Source organism: Rhizobium sp. BR 317, assembly GCF_047445835.1.
In the GTDB taxonomy this organism is placed as follows: Bacteria; Pseudomonadota; Alphaproteobacteria; order Rhizobiales; family Rhizobiaceae; genus Rhizobium; species Rhizobium paranaense.
Genome location: NZ_JARWLB010000011.1, coordinates 59,434 through 77,141, shown reverse-complemented (window position 1 = coordinate 77,141; position 17,708 = coordinate 59,434). Strand labels below are relative to the sequence as shown.

Sequence of the window (17,708 nt, the reverse complement as noted above, 5' to 3'; positions counted from 1 at the left end):
AGCGCCCCTTGCCGGAAAGGAGAGGCCCATGATGCTGGGCAAACACACCGATATGATCGCCGAACCAGCACCCCGCTCCCGCGAATGGTTCAGAGGCGAGGGATGGACGGCATTGTTCTTTCTGCTGCCGGGCCTGATCGGCATCGTCCTCTTCCTCGTCCTGCCGATCCTGGCTTCGATCGCGCTCAGCTTCACCAACTGGCAATTGCTCGGCACGCCGCGTTTCGTCGGGTTTTCCAACTACGTGCGCCTGCTGACGACCGACCCGCAATTCTGGACGGTCATGCGCAACACCATCTTCTTCACCGTCGAATATCTGGTCCTGAATATCGTCATTTCGCTCGGACTGGCGACGTGGATTTCGAGCATCAAGATCGGGCAACGCTGGTTCCGGGTAATCTTCTTTCTTCCGACATTCACTCCGCTCATCGCCGTCGCCATGGTCTGGATGCTGATCTTCACCAGCGGTGGCCTTTTTGACAGTCTGATGACCGCGCTGTCGCTGCCGTTCACGGGCGTTCTCAACGATCGCACGCTCGCCATGCAGGCCGTCGTCCTCACCTCGCTCTGGGCCGGCGTCGGCTACAATACGGTTCTCTTCAACGCCGCCCTCGACATGGTGCCGGCCACCTATCTCGAAGCAGCGCTGATAGACGGTGCGACGGCCTGGGACCGCTTCTGGAAAATCCGCCTGCCGCTGATCTCGCCGACGCTGTTCTTCGGCACCGTGATGACGGCAATCACCTCACTACAAGTCTTCGATCAGATTTTCGTCATGACGAAGGGGGGACCGGGGTCGTCGACGGCGACACTCGGCTACGCCATCTACCAGCGCGGCTTTCAGAATTTCCAGATGGGCTACGCCTCGGCCATCGCCTGGGTGATGTTCGCGCTGATCATGGCGCTGACGGCGCTGCAATTCTGGCTCCAGCGCAAATGGGTGCATTATGACGCATAGGTCCAACACCAGAGCCCGCCGGAAGCTGGCGCTCGATATTGTCAATCACTTGGCGCTCACACTCGTCGCCATCGCCTTCCTGTTTCCCTTCTTCTGGATGGTCTCGAACGCCGTGCGCTCGAACGCCGAAGTGACGGCGATCCCAGCGCGCATCCTCCCTGAGGTTTTCGAATGGGGTAATTTTGCCGCTGCCTGGACCAGACTGCCCTTCGGCCGCTTCTTCCTCAACAGCGCCATCATCGCCATCTGCGTGACAGCGATCACCGTCGTCGTMTCCTGCCTTTCTGGTTACGCCTTTGCGCGGCTGAAATTCAGGGCGCGCGAAATGCTGCTGCTTGGCTATATCGGCACGCTGATGGTGCCGCCGCTGATGCTCATCATCCCGCTATTTCTAATCGTCAACAAGCTGGGCCTCGTCAACACCTTCCCCGGCCTGATCCTGCCGGTCTCCTTCGGTACGTTCGGCGCATTCCTGATGCGGCAGTTCTTCCTCTCCATACCCATGGAGCTTGAAGAGGCAGCAAGGATCGATGGCGCCTCGCGCCTGCGCATCCTCGTCAGCATCATCGTGCCCCTGTCGATGCCGGCGATCGGACTTCTGTCGCTCTTCACCTTCATCGGACAATGGAACAATTTCCTCTGGCCGCTGATCGTCATGACCGGCGCCGACAACGCCACCCTCCCCGTCGGCCTCACCCTGTTCCAGACGCAGCAAGGCACGCAGTGGAACTACCTGATGGCCGGCGCCACCCTTTCCATGCTTCCAGGCATCTTCCTCGCGATCGTGCTGCAGAAACTCATCTACAATAGCATAGCCCTCAATGCGGGCATGGGCGGGCGCTGAGGTGCCGGCCATAGAGTTCCGGGACGCCGTAACTGTCGAAGCCCGGCATCCTGATAGTTGGCCTGCAGACGGCCCTGTCTGCGGACACCGCTGCGTTCTTGCAACGGCGCAAAGGCGATTCTATTCTGCGGCTGAGGTATTCCCCAAGAATGTCCCAAAGGGACAGAATGAGCCTGGCGACATTGAGCCCGGCTAGCGGCAATCACATCTGCATCGACTGAAATCCAGCAACGATCCATCCGGGCCTATATGGAGATCAAGATGGCGGACCACCGCGAAATCGATGCTATCCGTGCTCTGCTGAGTTCAAAGCCTCGCCCTTTCGGATGGGCCGAGCGCCGTCATAGAATCGAGGAAGTCGGCGCGGCCTGGCCGATTGCCGACGATATCAAACTGGAAACGGTTGAGTTGAACGGCCTCTCCGCGGAATGGTCAATGGCGCCGGGCAGCGATGCTTCGCGTATTCTCATGTTCTTCCACGGGGGTGGTTATTGCTCCGGCTCGATCGTCAGCCATCGCCGCCTGGTGACCGAAGCCGGGCGGGCGGCAGGTGTGCGGACGCTTGCTGTCGGCTATCGCCTTGCGCCGGAAAACCCGTTCCCGGCGGCCCTCGATKATGCGATCACCGCCTGGCGCTTTCTGCGTGGACAGGGCATAGCCGCCGAACACATAGCCATTGGCGGCGATAGTGCTGGTGCGGGTCTGACCGTCTCGCTGATCAGCACGCTGCTTACCGGCGGCGAAGCCTTGCCGGCGTGCGGCTGGCTGATTTCACCTTGGGCCGATCTGACCCTATCCGGTACGACGCTTGCAACGAAGGATGCGATCGATCCGCTCATTCACAAAGGCTATTTGCTTGAGCTCGCCGACGCCTACGTGCCCCAGAACGTGGATCGCAAGGATCCGCGCGTGTCCCCGCTCTATGCCGATCTGAAGGGCATGCCGCCGCTCCTCATCCAGGTCGGATCGGATGAAAGCCTGCTTGCCGATGCCACAAGATTTGCAGCGGCTGCGGGCGAAGCCGACGTCGAGGTGACGCTCGAGATCTGGCCGCGCATGATCCACGCATGGCCGCTATGGAACGCAAAGCTCGAAGCGGGACGGCAGGCTATCATGCATGCAGGAAACTTCATTCGGCGATGCATTGATGGGGCACACAGATAGCGGGCCGCAGATGTTGCCAATGAGCGCTTGCGCCTTGATCCGCGTGCAACCTCCATTCCGTACGCGCCGGTTGGGATTCGAATCGGCGGCCCCGAACGACATCACTTGGCACAAAGCAGCTTCTGGAATTCTCAAAACGGCAGCCGTGCATTCTCCTTGACTTCTTTCATCACGAAAAAGGTTCTTGTCTGGCGGACGCCAGGTAACGCAATGAGCTTCTGGCCGTGCAGCTTATTGAAATCTGCCATGTCGCGCACGCGGATCTTCAGGAGGTAGTCGAAGTCACCCGCGACGAGATTGCAGTCGAGCACTTCCTTCATTTCCATCACAGCGCCTTCGAAGGCGGCAAAGCTTTCTGGTGTCGAGCGATCGAGCACCACGCCGACCATCACCAGCGCTCCCAACCCGACGGCTGCGGGCGCCACTTCGGCGCGGACGCCGGTGATATAGCCCCCATCGAAAAGCCTCTGCGTCCGCCTGTGGCAAGTGGCGGCGCTGACATTCACGCGCTCGGCCAGCTCTGCATTTGTGAGCCGGCCCTCCGACTGCAGGGCACGCAGGATCTTCAGGTCGATACGGTCGAAATCCGCCATGGAAGAATCTTTCATTTTCTCTTAAAAAATTGAAGAAAGAAATCATACTTGCGCGAAGATACCGATCGAAAAGAAAAACGGCAACGAAGTTAGAGAGCACCTTTCATACGATTTCTCCTATCCTCCAGCTACAAAATCAACACGGAGGGCCACGATCGATGTCACTGCTCGAAAAATTCGAACGCTATCCACTCACCTTCGGCCCGACGCCGATCGAGCATCTTCCGCGGCTGACCGCCGCCCTTGGCGGTAAGGTGCAGATCTATGCCAAGCGTGATGATTGCAATTCCGGCTTGGCCATGGGCGGCAACAAACTCCGGAAGCTCGAATATATTGTGCCCGATGCGATCGCGTCGGGCGCCGATACGCTGGTCTCGATCGGCGGCGTACAGTCGAATCATACCCGCATGGTCGCTGCCACCGCCGCCAAGATCGGCATGAAATGCGTGGTCGTTCAGGAGAAATGGGTGCCGCATTACGATGCGGTCTATGATCGTGTGGGCAATATCCTGCTKACGCGGCTGATGGGCGCCGCCAGCCGGCTGGTCGAAGACGGCTTCGACATCGGTATCCGCAAGAGCTGGGAAGACGCGATCCAGTCGGTGAAGGATGCCGGCGGCAAACCCTATCCGATCCCGGCCGGCGCCTCGGTGCACAAATACGGTGCTCTCGGCTATGTCGGCTTCGCCGAAGAGGTTGCGGCGCAGGAAAAGGAGCTTGGCTTCACCTTCGACTATATCATCGTCTGCGTCGTCACTGGTTCGACCCAGGGTGGCATGATCGTCGGCTTTGCCGCGCAGGATCGGGCGGAGCGTGTGATCGGCATCGATGCATCGGGCACGCTCGACCAGACCCGCGCCCAGGTCCGCAAGATCGTCGACTCCACGGCCGAATTGGTTGGTCTCGGCCGGTCAATCCGCGAGAGCGAGATCGTCATCAACCCCGAGTATGCCTATCCTGCCTATGGCGTGCCGTCCGAGGAGACCAATGCGGCAATCAGGCTTGCCGCCCGTACCGAGGCGATGATCACCGATCCGGTCTATGAAGGCAAATCCATGCAAGGGATGATCGATCTGACGAAAAAGGGCTTCTTCCCCGAAGGTTCGAAGGTCCTTTACGCCCATTTGGGCGGTGCCCCGGCGCTCAACGGCTATAGCTACTACTATAAGGACGGCTGACGACAGCGCCCGGCCGGGCCGAATGCATTGATTGTCCACTCGTTGGCGGAGCCAGCGATGACGGACACAAGGCATCTGACGACCATCGAAAAGCGCCTGCTTTGGCTCTCCCATTGGATGATCCATCATGCGAACCATGTTCGGCCGAAGGTCGATGGCATCAAGACGGGAGGACACCAGGCGAGCTCGGCCTCCGTCGTGTCGATCCTGACGGCGCTCTATTTCTCAGCTCTTCGACCCGAAGACCGTGTGGCGGTCAAACCGCATGCCGCACCGGTCTTCCATGCGATCCAGTATCTCATGGGACGCCAGACGCGCGAGAAGCTCGAGAATTTCGGGGGTTACGGTGGCGCGCAGAGCTATCCGAGCCGCACCAAAGATACCGACGATGTGGACTTCTCCACCGGTTCGGTGGGCCTGGGCGTCGGCATCACGGCGCTTGCCTCGATCGTGCGGGATTTCGTCCGCGCCAAACAGTGGGGTCATGGCAAGCTCGGCCGCATGGTGGCGCTCGTCGGTGATGCCGAACTCGATGAAGGCAATGTCTACGAGACATTGCAGGAGGGTTGGAAGAACGATCTTAGGAACTGCTGGTGGATCATCGACTACAACAGGCAGTCGCTCGACGGCATCGTCCGCGAGGGTCTGTTCGAGCGGGTCGAAAAGATCTTCGAGGCCTTCGGTTGGGATGTCGTGCGCGTCAAATATGGCTTGCTGCAGCGTGCGGCCTTCGAGGAGCCGGGCGGGGCGAAGTTGCGCGACTGGATCGACAACTGCTCGAACCAGGAATACGCCGCATTGACCTTCATGGGAGGTGCGGTCTGGCGCAAGCGTCTGCTCGACGATCTTGGTGATCAGGGCGACGTCTCCGCGCCGATCGAGCGTCGGAGCGATGCCGAGCTTTCGGCGTTGATGGAGAACCTCGGTGGCAATTGCGTGGAGACCATGGCCAATGTCTTCGCCGGCATCGACCATAACCGGCCGACTTGCTTCCTTGCCTATACGATCAAGGGTTGGAGCACGCCGATTGCCGGTCACAAGGACAATCACGGCGGGCTGATGACGGTGAAACAGTTCGCCGAATGGCAGGCGCATATGGGCATCGCGCCAGGGGAGGAATGGGACCCCTTCGCAGGCGTGCCTGACATCGCCGCGCTCAAGGCGTATCTCGCTTCGGCGCCGTTCTTTTCCTCGGGGACGCGACGCCATGCCGACCGTCGGCTAGAGGTGCCGCGGATCGAATTCGAGACGCAAAGGGAAGTTGCGACGCAACTCGCCTTCGGCAAGATCCTTGACGACCTCGCTAAGGGCAACTCCGATCTCGCCGCGCGCATCCTGACGACATCCCCGGACGTGACGGGCACCACCAGCCTCGGCGCTTGGGTCAACCGGCGCAAGCTGTTCGCGCGCCAGTCTCAGGCCGATGCCTTCATCGAGCACCGCATCGCATCAACGGCGAAATGGGAGTTCACGCCGGAGGGACAGCATGTCGAACTCGGCATTGCCGAGATGAACCTGTTCCTGCTGCTTGGGGCCGCAGGCCTCAGCCATTCGCTGTTTGGCAAGCGGCTTATCCCGATCGGTACGGTCTACGATCCCTTCGTCTGCCGCGGCCTCGATGCGTTGAACTATGCCTGCTACCAGGGCGCACGCTTCATGATCGTCGGCACGCCTTCGGGTGTGACGCTCGCCCCCGAAGGAGGCGCGCACCAGTCGATCGGCACGCCACTGATCGGCATGAGCCAGGACGGTCTCGCCGCCTTCGAGCCCGCCTTCGCCGACGAGCTTGCCGTCATCATGGAATGGTCGTTCGACTACATGCAGCGCGATGGCGAGGGCGATCCGGACGAGCGCACATGGCTGCGCGACGAAACAGGCGGCTCCGTCTATCTGAGGCTCACCACCAAGCCACTTGAACAGCCACTGAAGCGCGTGGACGATGATTTCCGCCGAGGCTCCGTCGATGGCGCCTATTGGCTGCGAAAGCCGGGACCGAACTGCACTGTCGTGATCGCCTATCAGGGCGCGGTAGCGGATGAAGCCATTGCGGCGGCCGGCATGATCGGCGAGTTCCGCCGCGATGTCGGCGTGCTTGCCGTCACTTCAGCCGACCGCCTGAATGCCGGCTGGACAGCGGCGCAGCGCGAGCGCGCCCGCGGCAATCCGCACGCCGTCAGCCATATCGAGCGGCTGCTCGATCCACTTCCGAGCCATTGCACCATCGTCACCGTCATCGACGGTCATCCCGCCACGCTCTCCTGGCTTGGCGCGGTGGCAGGCCACAAGACCATTGCGCACGGTGTCGAGCATTTCGGCCAGACCGGTACAATCGGCGATCTCTATCGGCATTTCCGGATCGACCGGCATGCGATTGCAGCCTCCGTGCTGGCGCTCACGGCTGGTCGGCGAGTGATGGAGCCGCAGGCAATGCTTTTCCCGTAGGCTCCGCAGACGTCGTTTGGCGTGCTCAAATCAATCCGCCTGCTATCGGCAAGAAAAGTGAGCTTGGCGCAATAGGTTCCAATCAACACGAAGGGCCTCCGGCCACAGCCGGAAGCCCTGCATAGTCGCTTGAGAGGAGATCAGAAGAAGCCAAGCGCCTTCGGGCTGTAGCTTACCAGCATGTTCTTGGTCTGTTGGTAGTGATCGAGCATCATTTTATGCGTTTCGCGACCGATGCCAGATTGTTTGTACCCGCCGAAAGCAGCATGGGCCGGATAGGCATGGTAGCAATTGGTCCAGACGCGGCCGGCCCGGATCTCCCGCCCGAAGCGATAGGCGCGATTGCCATCACGGGTCCATACGCCGGCACCGAGGCCGTAGAGCGTGTCGTTGGCAATTTCCAGCGCTTCCTTCTCGTCCTTGAAGGTCGTCACCGACACGACCGGGCCGAAGATTTCCTCCTGGAAGATGCGCATCTTGTTATGGCCCTTGAAGATCGTCGGCTTGATGTAGTAGCCGCTTGAAAGCTCCCCACCGAGATCGTTGCGGCCGCCGCCAGTTAGAACTTCAGCCCCTTCCTGCCTGCCAATATCGAGATAGGAGAGGATCTTTTCCATCTGCTCGTTGGAGGCTTGGGCGCCGATCATCGTGGCGGCATCGAGCGGGTTGCCCTGCTTGATCTGTTCGACCCGCTTCACGGCCTTTTCCATGAAACGATCGTAGATCGACTCCTGGACCAACGCCCGGCTCGGGCAGGTGCAAACTTCGCCCTGGTTCAACGCGAACATGGCGAAGCCTTCGAGCGCCTTGTCCAGGAAATCGTCGTCTTCCGCCATGACGTCCGCAAAGAAGATATTCGGCGACTTGCCGCCGAGTTCGAGCGTGACGGGGATCAGGTTCTGGCTGGCATATTGCATGATAAGCCGGCCGGTCGACGTTTCGCCGGTGAAGGCAATCTTGGCAATACGCGTGCTGGTCGCAAGTGGCTTGCCCGCTTCGAGACCGAAGCCGTTGACGATGTTAAGCACGCCKGGAGGTAGCAGGTCCCCGACGATTTCCGCCCAGACGAGCAGCGAAGCGGGCGTCTGTTCGGCGGGCTTGATGACGATGCAATTGCCGGCGGCCAGCGCGGGCGCCAGCTTCCAGGCAGCCATCAGGATCGGAAAATTCCACGGGATGATCTGGCCGACGACGCCGAGCGGCTCATGGAAATGGTAGGCGACCGTGTCCTGATCAATCTCGCCGATCGAGCCTTCCTGGGCGCGAATGCAGGAGGCGAAATAGCGGAAATGATCGATGGCGAGCGGAATGTCGGCTGCCATGGTCTCGCGGATCGGCTTGCCGTTGTCCCACGTCTCGGCCTGAGCAAGCGCTTCGAGCTTGTCTTCCATCCGCTGGGCGATCTTCATCAAGATGTTCGAACGCTCGGCTGCTGATGTCCTTGCCCAGTTGTCCTTGGCGGCATGGGCGGCATCCAGCGCCGCATTGATGTCGTTCTCATCGGAGCGCGGAATCTCGCAGATCTTGCCCCCGTTCACCGGCGTGATGTTGTCGAAATATCTGCCGCCGATCGGCTCGCGCCATTCGCCGCCAATATAGTTGCCATATTTCAGCTTGAACGGAGATTCGACGATTTTCTGATGCAGCATGCCATCCTCCCTTGGTCGAGATAAATCCAGGTCTGAAACCCGATGGGAGAAATTTGCGCGTCTTCGTCGCCGAACGACAGGGTGCGCAGTCCATACCGCAGTGCACAGTGTCGCAACACTGCGACACTTTCGTTCGGTCAATACGGATCCCGCGTCCTCATCCTACGATAGAGCAGGGCACGGATCGTGCCGAGCGCCGGGCGATCAGCTTGGCGATTTTATCAGCCCATCCGCTCGGAAGCGTAGGACCCAGGGCTTGCCGGGAATACGACGGTGCGGTTGCCATTGATGAAGGTGCGATGGTGAATATGGGCGTGGATGGCGCGCGCCAGCACCTGGGCTTCCACGTCGCGTCCGAGAGAGACGTAGTCCTCCGCGGACTGCGCATGCGTGATGCGTACCGTATCCTGCTCGATGATCGGACCTTCGTCGAGGTCGGCAGTGACGTAGTGCGCCGTGGCGCCGATCAGTTTCACGCCGCGCTCATAAGCCTGCTTGTAAGGATTGGCGCCCTTGAAGCTCGGCAGGAACGAGTGGTGAATGTTGATGATGCGGCCGGACATCTTTTGGCAAAGCGCGTCCGAGAGAATCTGCATGTAGCGAGCGAGAACGACCAGTTCTGCGCCCGATTGCTCGACGACTTCCACCAAGCGCGCCTCGGCCTGGGGTTTATTGGCCTTGGTCACGGTGATGTGGTGGAAAGGAATGTCGTGGTTCACCACCTGCTTTTGATAGTCGTGGTGATTGGAAACGACCCCGACGATGTCGATCGGCAGCGCTCCGATACGCCAACGATAGAGAAGGTCGTTCAGGCAATGCCCGAAGCGGGATACCATCAGGATGACCTTCATCGGACGTGACGCGTCGACCAATTCGAAGCTCATCTCGAACTGCTTGGCAACCTTTTCGAACCCTTCCCGAATTTCTGCCTGGGTCGCGCCGTCTTCCGAGACGAACGTGACTCTCATGAAGAACTTAGTGTTCTGAAGATCATCGAACTGCGAGGAGTCGATGATGTTGCAGCCTTTCTCAGCTAGATAACCCGATATCGCAGCGACGATACCGCGGGTCGACATGCATGAAACCGTCAGAATGTACTGAGACATGGGGCTTTCCGAATAAAGAAGAATGACCCGTGCCGCGGCACGGGTGCAGGTGGCCGCAGACGCGGCTGGGAGAACTCAAATGTCGAGAGTGGTGCTCCGCTCCCACTCGGTGAAATGCGAGCAATAGGTGTTCCACTCGCCATGCTTCAGTTTGAGGTAAGCGGAGGAGAACTCCGTACCGAGCGAAGCTCGCAATTCCTCATCCTTCTCGTATTCACGCAGCGCGTCGAGAAGATTGAGGGGCAGCTTTGGAGCGTCGGTCACGGTATGCCCGTCGCGATACATATCGATATCATAGTGGCAGCCGGGATCGGCTTTCGATCGAATTCCCGAAAGGCCGGCGGCGATAATAATCGCCTGCAGGAGATACGGGTTTACCGCACCATCTGGCAAGCGGAGCTCGAAGCGGCCCGGGCCGGGCACGCGCACCATGTGCGTGCGGTTGTTGCCGGTCCAGGTGACGGTGTTCGGCGCCMAAGTTGCGCCCGAGATCGTCCGTGGTGCATTGATCCGCTTATAGGAATTGACGGTCGGGTTCGTAACCGCGGCCAGCGCCGACGCATGTTTCATGATGCCGCCAAGGAAGGTTTTACCTTGGGCGGAGAGCCCAAAGGGCATTTCCTTGTCCGCGAAGGCGTTTACCTTGCCATCGATATCCCAGACCGAAATGTGGGCATGGCACCCGTTTCCCGTCAGACCCTTGAAGGGCTTCGGCATGAAGGTCGCGCGAAGACCGTGCTTTTCGGCGATCGACTTGACCATGAACTTGAAGAAGGAGTGCTTGTCCGCCGTCTTGAGAGCATCGTCATATTCCCAGTTCATCTCGAACTGGCCGTTCGCGTCCTCATGATCGTTCTGATAGGGCTTCCAGCCGAGTTCGAGCATGTAGTCGCAAATCTCGGCGATGACATCATACCGACGCATCACGGCCTGCTGATCGTAGCAAGGCTTCTCGGCGGTATCGAACTGGTCCGAAATCACKGAGCCATCCGCAGAGATCAGAAAGAACTCCGGCTCTACACCGGTTTTCACCCGAAGCCCTTCTTTCGCAGCTTCAGCKACCAGTCTTTTCAACACCACACGCGGAGCCTGTTCAACAGGTTGATCTTCCATCACGCAGTCGGCTGCGACCCAGGCAACGTCCTTCTTCCAGGGTAGCTGGATGACGGAGGAAGCATCGGGAACCGCGAACAGGTCGGGATGGGCAGGCGTCAGATCGAGCCAAGTGGCGAAGCCTGCAAAGCCGGCGCCATCTTTCTGCATATCGGCAATGGCTTCTGCCGGGACCAGCTTGGCGCGTTGGCCGCCGAACAGGTCCGTATAGCTGATCATGAAATATTTGATGCCTTTTTCAGAGGCGTATTGCGAGAGGTCCAGTGTCACGTTCGTCCCCTTGTATTGATCTTAGACACTTGATGGTGAGGCCGGCCGCATCCTCCCAAACGCGCCCGGCCGGGTGTTTTTAGAAACCGGTCTTGCCCGGGATCCAGTTGGTGCCGGCGAGCGGCACCTGCGCCATGGCCGACGCCTCGATCGTCAGTGCAACGAGGTCTTCCGGCTCCAGGTTGTGCAGGTGGTTCTTGCCGCAGGCGCGCGCGATCGTTTGAGCCTCGAGCGTCATGACCTTGAGGTAGTTGGCAAGCCGGCGACCGGCCGCAACCGGGTCAAGGCGTTTTGCGAGTTCCGGGTCCTGGGTCGTGATACCAGCCGGATCCTTGCCTTCATGCCAGTCGTCATAGGCGCCGGCCGTTGTGCCGAGCTTCTGATATTCCTCTTCCCAGCGCGGATCGTTATCGCCGATCGCGACGAGTGCCGCCGTGCCGATCGCGACCGCGTCGGCGCCCAGCGCCAGTGCCTTTGCAACGTCAGCGCCCGAGCGGATGCCACCTGAAACGATGAGCTGCACCTTCCGATGCATGCCCAAATCCTGCAGCGCCTGGACAGCCGGACGAATGCAGGCGAGAGTCGGCATTCCGACATTCTCGATGAAGACATCCTGCGTCGCCGCCGTGCCGCCCTGCATGCCGTCGAGCACGACGACGTCGGCGCCCGCCTTCACGGCCAGAGCGGTGTCGTAATAGGGCCGCGCGCCGCCGACCTTGACGTAGATCGGCTTTTCCCAATCGGTGATCTCGCGCAGCTCCATGATCTTGATTTCGAGATCATCGGGGCCGGTCCAGTCCGGATGGCGGCAGGCCGAGCGTTGGTCGATGCCCTTTGGAAGGTTACGCATATTGGCGACGCGGTCGGAGATCTTCTGGCCGAGCAGCATACCGCCGCCACCGGGCTTGGCACCTTGGCCAACCACGACTTCGATTGCGTCGGCGCGGCGCAGATCCTTCGGATTCATGCCATAGCGGGAGGGCAGGTATTGGTAGACCAGCGTCTGCGAATGGCCGCGCTCCTCATCCGTCATGCCGCCGTCGCCGGTGGTGGTTGACGTGCCGGCAATCGTCGCGCCGCGACCGAGCGCTTCCTTTGCATTGCCGGAAAGCGCACCGAAGCTCATGCCGGCAATGGTGATCGGCGTCTTCAGCGTGATCGGCTTCTTGGCGAAGCGCGAGCCGAGCACGACGGTCGTGTCGCACTTCTCACGATAGCCTTCGAGCGGATAGCGCGAAATGGAGGCGCCGAGGAACAGCAGGTCGTCGAAATGCGGAACCTTGCGCTTGGTGCCAGCGCCGCGGATGTCATAGATGCCGGTCGCAGCCGCGCGGCGGATTTCGGCGAGCGTATAGTCGTCGAAGGTCGCGGACTTGCGTGGCGGGGTGTAAGGGTTGTGATAGCTCATGTGTGTCCCTCGCCTCAGTACGCGTCGGCGTTGTCGATGTTGAAATTGTAGAGTTTGCGGGCGGAGCCGTAGCGCTTGAACTCTTCGGGCCTGACGCCCGTGACCCCCGCCCTGTCGAGCAGTTCGGCAAGCTTATCCAGATGCTCCCGCCGCATCTCTTTCTCAATGCAGTCGGAACCGAGGCTCTTGACCTCACCGCGGACAAAAAGCTTGGCTTCGTAGAGCGAATCCCCCAGCGCATCGCCGGCGTCGCCCAGCACGACGAGATGACCGGACTGGCCCATGAAGGCCGACATGTGGCCGATGCTGCCATGAACGACGATGTCGATGCCCTTCATCGAAATGCCGCAGCGCGACGCCGCATTGCMCTTGATGACGAGCAGGCCGCCTCGGCCTGTGGCGCCGGCATATTGGCTGGCGTCGCCCTCTATGACGACCGTGCCGGACATCATGTTTTCGGCAACGCCCGGACCGGCCGACCCATGAACCGTCACCCTGCCGCCGTCATTCATGCCGGCGCAGTAGTAGCCGACTGATCCTCGGACAGCGACCGTAACGGGGCTGTCGATGCCAACGGCAACAGCATGACTACCGCGTGGGTTGATGACTTCGAATTCCGTATCGTTCGCACCTTTGGAAAGGGCATGCAGCGCGCTGTTCAACTCGCGAAGAGGGGTGTTGGAAAGATCGAATGTGGGCATTGAATCCTCATTGTTCCGGGAGACGGTCTGAGCCGGCTCCTCCTTTTCAGGCGTCCCTCAGGCGGCCTTGTCGTGATCCCAGAAGTAAACGGTTGCCGGCTCAGGCTCCCAGACCCGGGCATTCTCGATGCCGGGAAGGTTGACCAGCGCGCGATATTCCGAGCCGAAGGCGACATACTGGTCTGTTTCGGCCATGACGGCAGGCTTGCATGCGATCGGGTCGCGCACCACGCCGAAGCCGGACTTGGTGCCGACAATGAAGGTGAAGAAGCCATCGAGATCGTCGAGCGCGCCGGTCAGCGCCTGGCCGAGATCCTTGCCCTTGGCCATTTCGGCCGTCAGATAGGCGGCGGCGACTTCGGAATCGTTCTGCGTTTCGAAGGTCATGCCTTCGCGAACCAGCTCGCGGCGCAGGTTGTTGTGGTTGGACAGCGAGCCGTTGTGCACGAGGCACTGGTCGGGCCCGGTCGAGAACGGGTGGGCGCCGAGCGTGGTGACGGCGGATTCAGTCGCCATGCGGGTATGCCCGATGCCGTGGGTTCCGCTCATCGCACGGACGTCGAACCGCGCCACGACGTCTTTTGGAAGACCGATTTCCTTATAAATCTCGACGCTTTCGCCCGATCCCATGAGACGGACTGCCGGGCGGATCTCTTCGAGCACTTTGCGTACATTTCCGAGCATGGATGCTTCCAGCTCGATGATCGCATGCGTGCTCTTGATCGACACATCGGCTCTAATGCCCGCCTTCTCAAGGTCACCAGCAAGGCCTTCGAAGTCCACGCCCGGATTGGCGGACTGGACGGTAATTTTCGCCCTGCCCTCAGCAGAACCGCCATAGATTGCGATGCCAGCCGAGTCCGGTCCGCGATCCGTCATGGTGATCAGCATATCCGAGAGCAGATTTCCAAGCTGAGGCTCAAGGCTCTTGTCCTTGAGGAACAGTCCAACAATGCCGCACATAGCGTGTGCCTCCGTTCAGTTGATGGAGAAACAGCTAGCACGCAGATTATCCTAGATCAACTCGGAAGAACTAAATGTTCGTAAGAAGAAACATTTTGGTTAGGCGATGGGCAGAATGCGTAAAAGATGCGCGGCAAAATGGGGCAAATGCCCATTGAGTGGACGCACTGGAAATACATTCAGGGAAATCGGCGCGCAAAAGCAGCGGCCTTTGGCTCTACAAGGATGCCAAAGGCCGCGATGTCTGCGCAATTCGACAGGCCAGAAGCCGGTCAGGCTTCGCTGCCAGCTTTGTTTGGATAGGAAATGATCGAAAGATAACGGCATGGAAGCTGAACGAGCTGTTCCGGTCCGTGCGGAGCGTCAGCGTCGAAGAAAAGGCTGTCCCCCGGCTCCATGTCATAGAGCTGGTCGCCATGCCGATAAACAACTCGACCTTCGAGCATATGAAGGAACTCCATCCCATCGTGCTGGAATGTCGGGAAAACATCCGACGCTGTCGTCAGCGTGATGAGATAGGGCTCAACCGAAACGCCGGTTGTGTTGTTATCGATATGTCCAAGCAGGCTATACTGGTGGCCAGCACGCGTGCCTCTTCGCTCGATATTCAGCCCCTGCCCCGACTTCACGAACGTAGCCTTGTGTGGCTCCTCGTATCCGCGAAAAAAGGTCGTGATCGGCACGCCGAGCGCCTTGGACAGAGATTGCAAAGTGCCGAGCGAGGGGGAGATGTTGCCGCGTTCGATCTTCGAGAGCATTCCGGATGAAACACCCGTTGCGCTCGCCAGATCCGCGATGGTGATGTTCAGCTTCTTACGGCACTCCTTGACAGCGTGGCCGATAGCCAGCTCAAGATTGTTTTCACGTGGTTCACGGACAGCGTGGGGATTTTGATCAAGCCAGTGTTTTACGGCCATCGCTTCCGCGAGTTTTTCTGCAGTCATTTATGCGTCGCTTTCCGCGTCGTTGGATTCTCAGATCTTACTCTAAAGCATATTCTGCGCTTCGTGCAGTCTTCGCTGCACGTCGTGCATCCTTGGGGCGCAAGCCAAAGAATGCTGTGAAGGCGTTCGAGAACTGTGCGGCGTTGGAAAATCCCGTCGCAAAGGCAACTTGTGAGACCGACAAGGCACTCTGCTCTATCAATCGCCGGGCATGCTTCAGACGTATCGCACGGTAGGCGCTGGAAAAGGTCGTATCCTGATGCTCGATAAACAGTCGGTTCAGGTGACGGGTACTCACGCCCGCCCACGTCGCCATCGCGTCCCGGCTAAGAGGGTTTTCTATGGAGATCTCCATCTTCTCCAACACGGAAAGAAGGACGCGGTGATGGGTCCCAAACCGTTCGGCGGATGAACCTCTCTGAGGATCCACCGAATCTCCAACCGCTGTGTGAAGATACCAATCGCTCACTCGCCGTGCGAAATCGGCTCCCATACGATCGGTGATGAGGGCGTGCATCATATCCAATGGTGCCACGCCGCCGCCGCACGTGATTCGTGCTCCGTCGATAACAAATCTCGTCTGTCTTGGTGTGAGGTGAGGAAACGTCTCGCGCAACAATGCGGCATGTTCCCAGTGGATCGTAAATTCATGATGATCAAGGAGGCCGGCGGCTGCGAGCATATAGGCTCCGCTCGAAATCGCGCCAATCTTCACGCCCTGTCGAGCGAGCTTCCGCAGATGGGGATAAAGACTATCTGCCCCGGCCCAGTCTGCAGGACCACCGCCCGCGCAGACGAAGATGGTGTGAAAGGTGTCTCCCGTTTCGGCCAAGTCCTGACATTTCAGGTCAAAGCCCGCCGAACAGCTTACTGAAGCTGCATTCACCGAAAGTGGAACAACCTCGTACAAAGGGCTTCCAGAGATGAGATTGGCCGCCCGCAATGGTTCGGTCGCCGAGGCATAGCTCATGAGAGCGAAATTGCGGACCGGTACGAACCCGATCCTTTGTGTCATGCTTTTGTCGGTCATGTCCCAAAACACATGAAATACGTCCTTCTACAGCAATAATTGCGATGAAAGGCATGTTAGGTCAATCGATATCAACGTGAGATCGGGACATGAAATATTCGGCTCTATCCATTTTACTGAAGGGCTTGCGGGGCAACCGCACCTGGGGCGCCGCATGGCGCGAGCCGCAGCCCAAGCCACATTACGATGTCATCATCGTTGGTGGCGGCGGTCACGGTCTCGCTACCGCATACTATCTCGCCAAGGAATTCGGCATCACCAACGTTGCCGTGCTTGAAAAGAACTATATCGGCTCCGGTAATGTCGGGCGCAACACGACAATCATCCGCTCGAACTACCTGCTGGAAGGCAACAACCCCTTCTACGAACTTTCGATGAAGCTCTGGGAAGGGCTCGAACAGGATTTCAATTTCAACGCCATGGTGTCGCAGCGCGGTGTGGTAAACCTCTATCACTCGGATGCGCAGCGCGATGCCTATACGCGGCGCGGCAATGCCATGCGGCTGCATGGCGTCGATGCCGACCTTCTCGACCGCGCCGCCATCAAGGCGATGCTGCCCTTCCTCGACTTCGACAATGCCCGCTTCCCGATCCAGGGCGGGCTTCTGCAGCGCCGCGGCGGCACAGTACGTCATGACGGCGTCGCCTGGGGCTATGCACGCGGCGCCGACAGCCGGGGCGTCGACATCGTCATGAACTGCGAAGTGACCGGAATCCGCCAGGAAAACGGCCGCGTGGTCGGCGTCGAGACGACCAAAGGCTTCATCGGCTGCGGCAAGCTGGCGCTGGCGGCGGCGGGCAACTCGTCCCGCGTCGCGGAGATGGCCGGCATGAAACTGCCGATCGAAAGCCATGTGCTGCAGGCTTTCGTCTCCGAGGGTCTGAAGCCCTTTATCGATTGCGTCTGCACCTTCGGCGCAGGACACTTCTACGTGTCTCAGTCCGACAAGGGCGGCCTCGTCTTCGGCGGCGATATCGACGGCTACAATTCCTACGCCCAGCGCGGCAATCTCGCGACAGTCGAGCATGTCGCGGAAGCCGGCAAGGCGATGATCCCGGCGCTGTCGCGCGTCCGTGTGCTGCGCTCCTGGGGCGGCATCATGGACATGTCGATGGACGGTTCGCCGATCATCGACAAGACGCCGATCGGCAACCTCTATCTCAATGCCGGCTGGTGCTATGGCGGCTTCAAGGCCACGCCCGCTTCCGGCTTCTGCTTCGCCCATCTGCTGGCCAAGGACACGCCGCATCCCACCACGCGGCAGATGCGCCTCGACCGTTTCGAGCGCGGCTATCTGATCGACGAAAAGGGCCAGGGCGCCCAACCCAATCTGCACTGATCCGC

15 protein-coding genes are annotated in these 17,708 nt (G+C 59.8%); 6 read left to right on the top strand and 9 right to left on the bottom strand.

The genetic code is table 11. The features are described 5' to 3' along the window. The first annotated feature begins 52 nt into the window (after nucleotides 1-52). From QD357_RS18530 to QD357_RS18520, 3 genes are all read left to right on the top strand, one after another. Entirely contained in the window at nucleotides 53-958 is a 906-nt protein-coding gene (locus tag QD357_RS18530) for a carbohydrate ABC transporter permease (protein ID WP_246451407.1), read from the top strand. Next, nucleotides 948-1,802 (top strand): carbohydrate ABC transporter permease, encoded by an 855-nt coding sequence (locus QD357_RS18525; protein ID WP_414124694.1) that lies wholly within the window; start codon nucleotides 948-950, stop codon nucleotides 1,800-1,802. Before QD357_RS18530 ends, QD357_RS18525 begins: the two co-directional genes overlap by 11 nt. Before the next feature lie 261 nt (nucleotides 1,803-2,063). Next, nucleotides 2,064-2,966, top strand: a complete 903-nt coding sequence (locus tag QD357_RS18520) for an alpha/beta hydrolase (RefSeq protein WP_414124693.1) — start codon at nucleotides 2,064-2,066, stop codon at nucleotides 2,964-2,966. A 131-nt stretch (nucleotides 2,967-3,097) separates the two neighbouring features. Here QD357_RS18520 and QD357_RS18515 read toward each other — a convergent pair whose 3' ends face one another. After that, on the bottom strand, nucleotides 3,098-3,574 hold the full coding sequence (locus tag QD357_RS18515; protein WP_183939080.1) for an Lrp/AsnC family transcriptional regulator: 477 nt from the start codon (nucleotides 3,572-3,574) through the stop codon (nucleotides 3,098-3,100). Nucleotides 3,575-3,717: 143 nt separating this feature from the next. Between QD357_RS18515 and QD357_RS18510 the strand changes: the two genes are divergently transcribed. Together QD357_RS18510 and QD357_RS18505 are read left to right on the top strand one after the other, a co-directional pair. Continuing rightward, on the top strand, nucleotides 3,718-4,737 hold the full coding sequence (locus QD357_RS18510; RefSeq protein WP_414124692.1) for a 1-aminocyclopropane-1-carboxylate deaminase: 1,020 nt from the start codon (nucleotides 3,718-3,720) through the stop codon (nucleotides 4,735-4,737). Between the two features lie 57 nt (nucleotides 4,738-4,794). Beyond that, nucleotides 4,795-7,179: a 1-deoxy-D-xylulose-5-phosphate synthase N-terminal domain-containing protein gene (locus QD357_RS18505; protein WP_414124691.1), complete on the top strand. Its 2,385-nt coding sequence runs from the start codon at nucleotides 4,795-4,797 to the stop codon at nucleotides 7,177-7,179. Between the two features lie 140 nt (nucleotides 7,180-7,319). Here QD357_RS18505 and adh read toward each other — a convergent pair whose 3' ends face one another. The 8 genes from adh to QD357_RS18465 form a co-directional block, all read right to left on the bottom strand. Then, nucleotides 7,320-8,828: an aldehyde dehydrogenase gene (gene adh / locus QD357_RS18500; protein WP_183939074.1), complete on the bottom strand. Its 1,509-nt coding sequence runs from the start codon at nucleotides 8,826-8,828 to the stop codon at nucleotides 7,320-7,322. Between the two features lie 221 nt (nucleotides 8,829-9,049). Further along, on the bottom strand, nucleotides 9,050-9,934 hold the full coding sequence (gene purU / locus QD357_RS18495) for a formyltetrahydrofolate deformylase (RefSeq protein WP_414124689.1): 885 nt from the start codon (nucleotides 9,932-9,934) through the stop codon (nucleotides 9,050-9,052). A 75-nt stretch (nucleotides 9,935-10,009) separates the two neighbouring features. Beyond that, nucleotides 10,010-11,317 (bottom strand): type III glutamate--ammonia ligase, encoded by a 1,308-nt coding sequence (glnT, locus tag QD357_RS18490; RefSeq protein WP_414124688.1) that lies wholly within the window; start codon nucleotides 11,315-11,317, stop codon nucleotides 10,010-10,012. Between the two features lie 79 nt (nucleotides 11,318-11,396). After that, nucleotides 11,397-12,725, bottom strand: a complete 1,329-nt coding sequence (locus tag QD357_RS18485) for an FMN-binding glutamate synthase family protein (protein ID WP_183939070.1) — start codon at nucleotides 12,723-12,725, stop codon at nucleotides 11,397-11,399. Nucleotides 12,726-12,739: 14 nt separating this feature from the next. Further along, the gene (locus tag QD357_RS18480; RefSeq protein ID WP_414124687.1) at nucleotides 12,740-13,426 is read right to left on the bottom strand and encodes a protein GlxC; all 687 of its coding nucleotides are present in this window, start codon (nucleotides 13,424-13,426) and stop codon (nucleotides 12,740-12,742) included. 57 nt (nucleotides 13,427-13,483) lie between these two features. Beyond that, on the bottom strand, nucleotides 13,484-14,389 hold the full coding sequence (locus QD357_RS18475) for a class II glutamine amidotransferase (protein ID WP_414124686.1): 906 nt from the start codon (nucleotides 14,387-14,389) through the stop codon (nucleotides 13,484-13,486). A gap of 272 nt (nucleotides 14,390-14,661) precedes the next feature. Continuing rightward, nucleotides 14,662-15,333 (bottom strand): helix-turn-helix domain-containing protein, encoded by a 672-nt coding sequence (locus tag QD357_RS18470; RefSeq protein WP_181316011.1) that lies wholly within the window; start codon nucleotides 15,331-15,333, stop codon nucleotides 14,662-14,664. 37 nt (nucleotides 15,334-15,370) lie between these two features. After that, entirely contained in the window at nucleotides 15,371-16,363 is a 993-nt protein-coding gene (locus tag QD357_RS18465; RefSeq protein WP_107107281.1) for a GlxA family transcriptional regulator, read from the bottom strand. An 89-nt stretch (nucleotides 16,364-16,452) separates the two neighbouring features. Here QD357_RS18465 and QD357_RS18460 point away from each other — a divergent pair, with 89 nt between their 5' ends. Then, nucleotides 16,453-17,703, top strand: a complete 1,251-nt coding sequence (locus tag QD357_RS18460) for a sarcosine oxidase subunit beta family protein (protein ID WP_107107282.1) — start codon at nucleotides 16,453-16,455, stop codon at nucleotides 17,701-17,703. Nucleotides 17,704-17,708: the final 5 nt, after the last annotated feature.

Coding starts and splice junctions, on each gene's coding strand:
- QD357_RS18505 (WP_414124691.1), top strand. CDS start 4,795: ATGACGGACACAAGGCATCTGACGACCATCGAAAAGCGCCTGCTTTGG.
- QD357_RS18475 (WP_414124686.1), bottom strand. CDS start 14,389: ATGTGCGGCATTGTTGGACTGTTCCTCAAGGACAAGAGCCTTGAGCCT.
- QD357_RS18485 (WP_183939070.1), bottom strand. CDS start 12,725: ATGAGCTATCACAACCCTTACACCCCGCCACGCAAGTCCGCGACCTTC.
- QD357_RS18460 (WP_107107282.1), top strand. CDS start 16,453: ATGAAATATTCGGCTCTATCCATTTTACTGAAGGGCTTGCGGGGCAAC.
- QD357_RS18470 (WP_181316011.1), bottom strand. CDS start 15,333: ATGACTGCAGAAAAACTCGCGGAAGCGATGGCCGTAAAACACTGGCTT.
- purU (WP_414124689.1), bottom strand. CDS start 9,934: ATGTCTCAGTACATTCTGACGGTTTCATGCATGTCGACCCGCGGTATC.
- QD357_RS18515 (WP_183939080.1), bottom strand. CDS start 3,574: ATGAAAGATTCTTCCATGGCGGATTTCGACCGTATCGACCTGAAGATC.
- QD357_RS18530 (WP_246451407.1), top strand. CDS start 53: ATGATCGCCGAACCAGCACCCCGCTCCCGCGAATGGTTCAGAGGCGAG.
- QD357_RS18465 (WP_107107281.1), bottom strand. CDS start 16,363: ATGACCGACAAAAGCATGACACAAAGGATCGGGTTCGTACCGGTCCGC.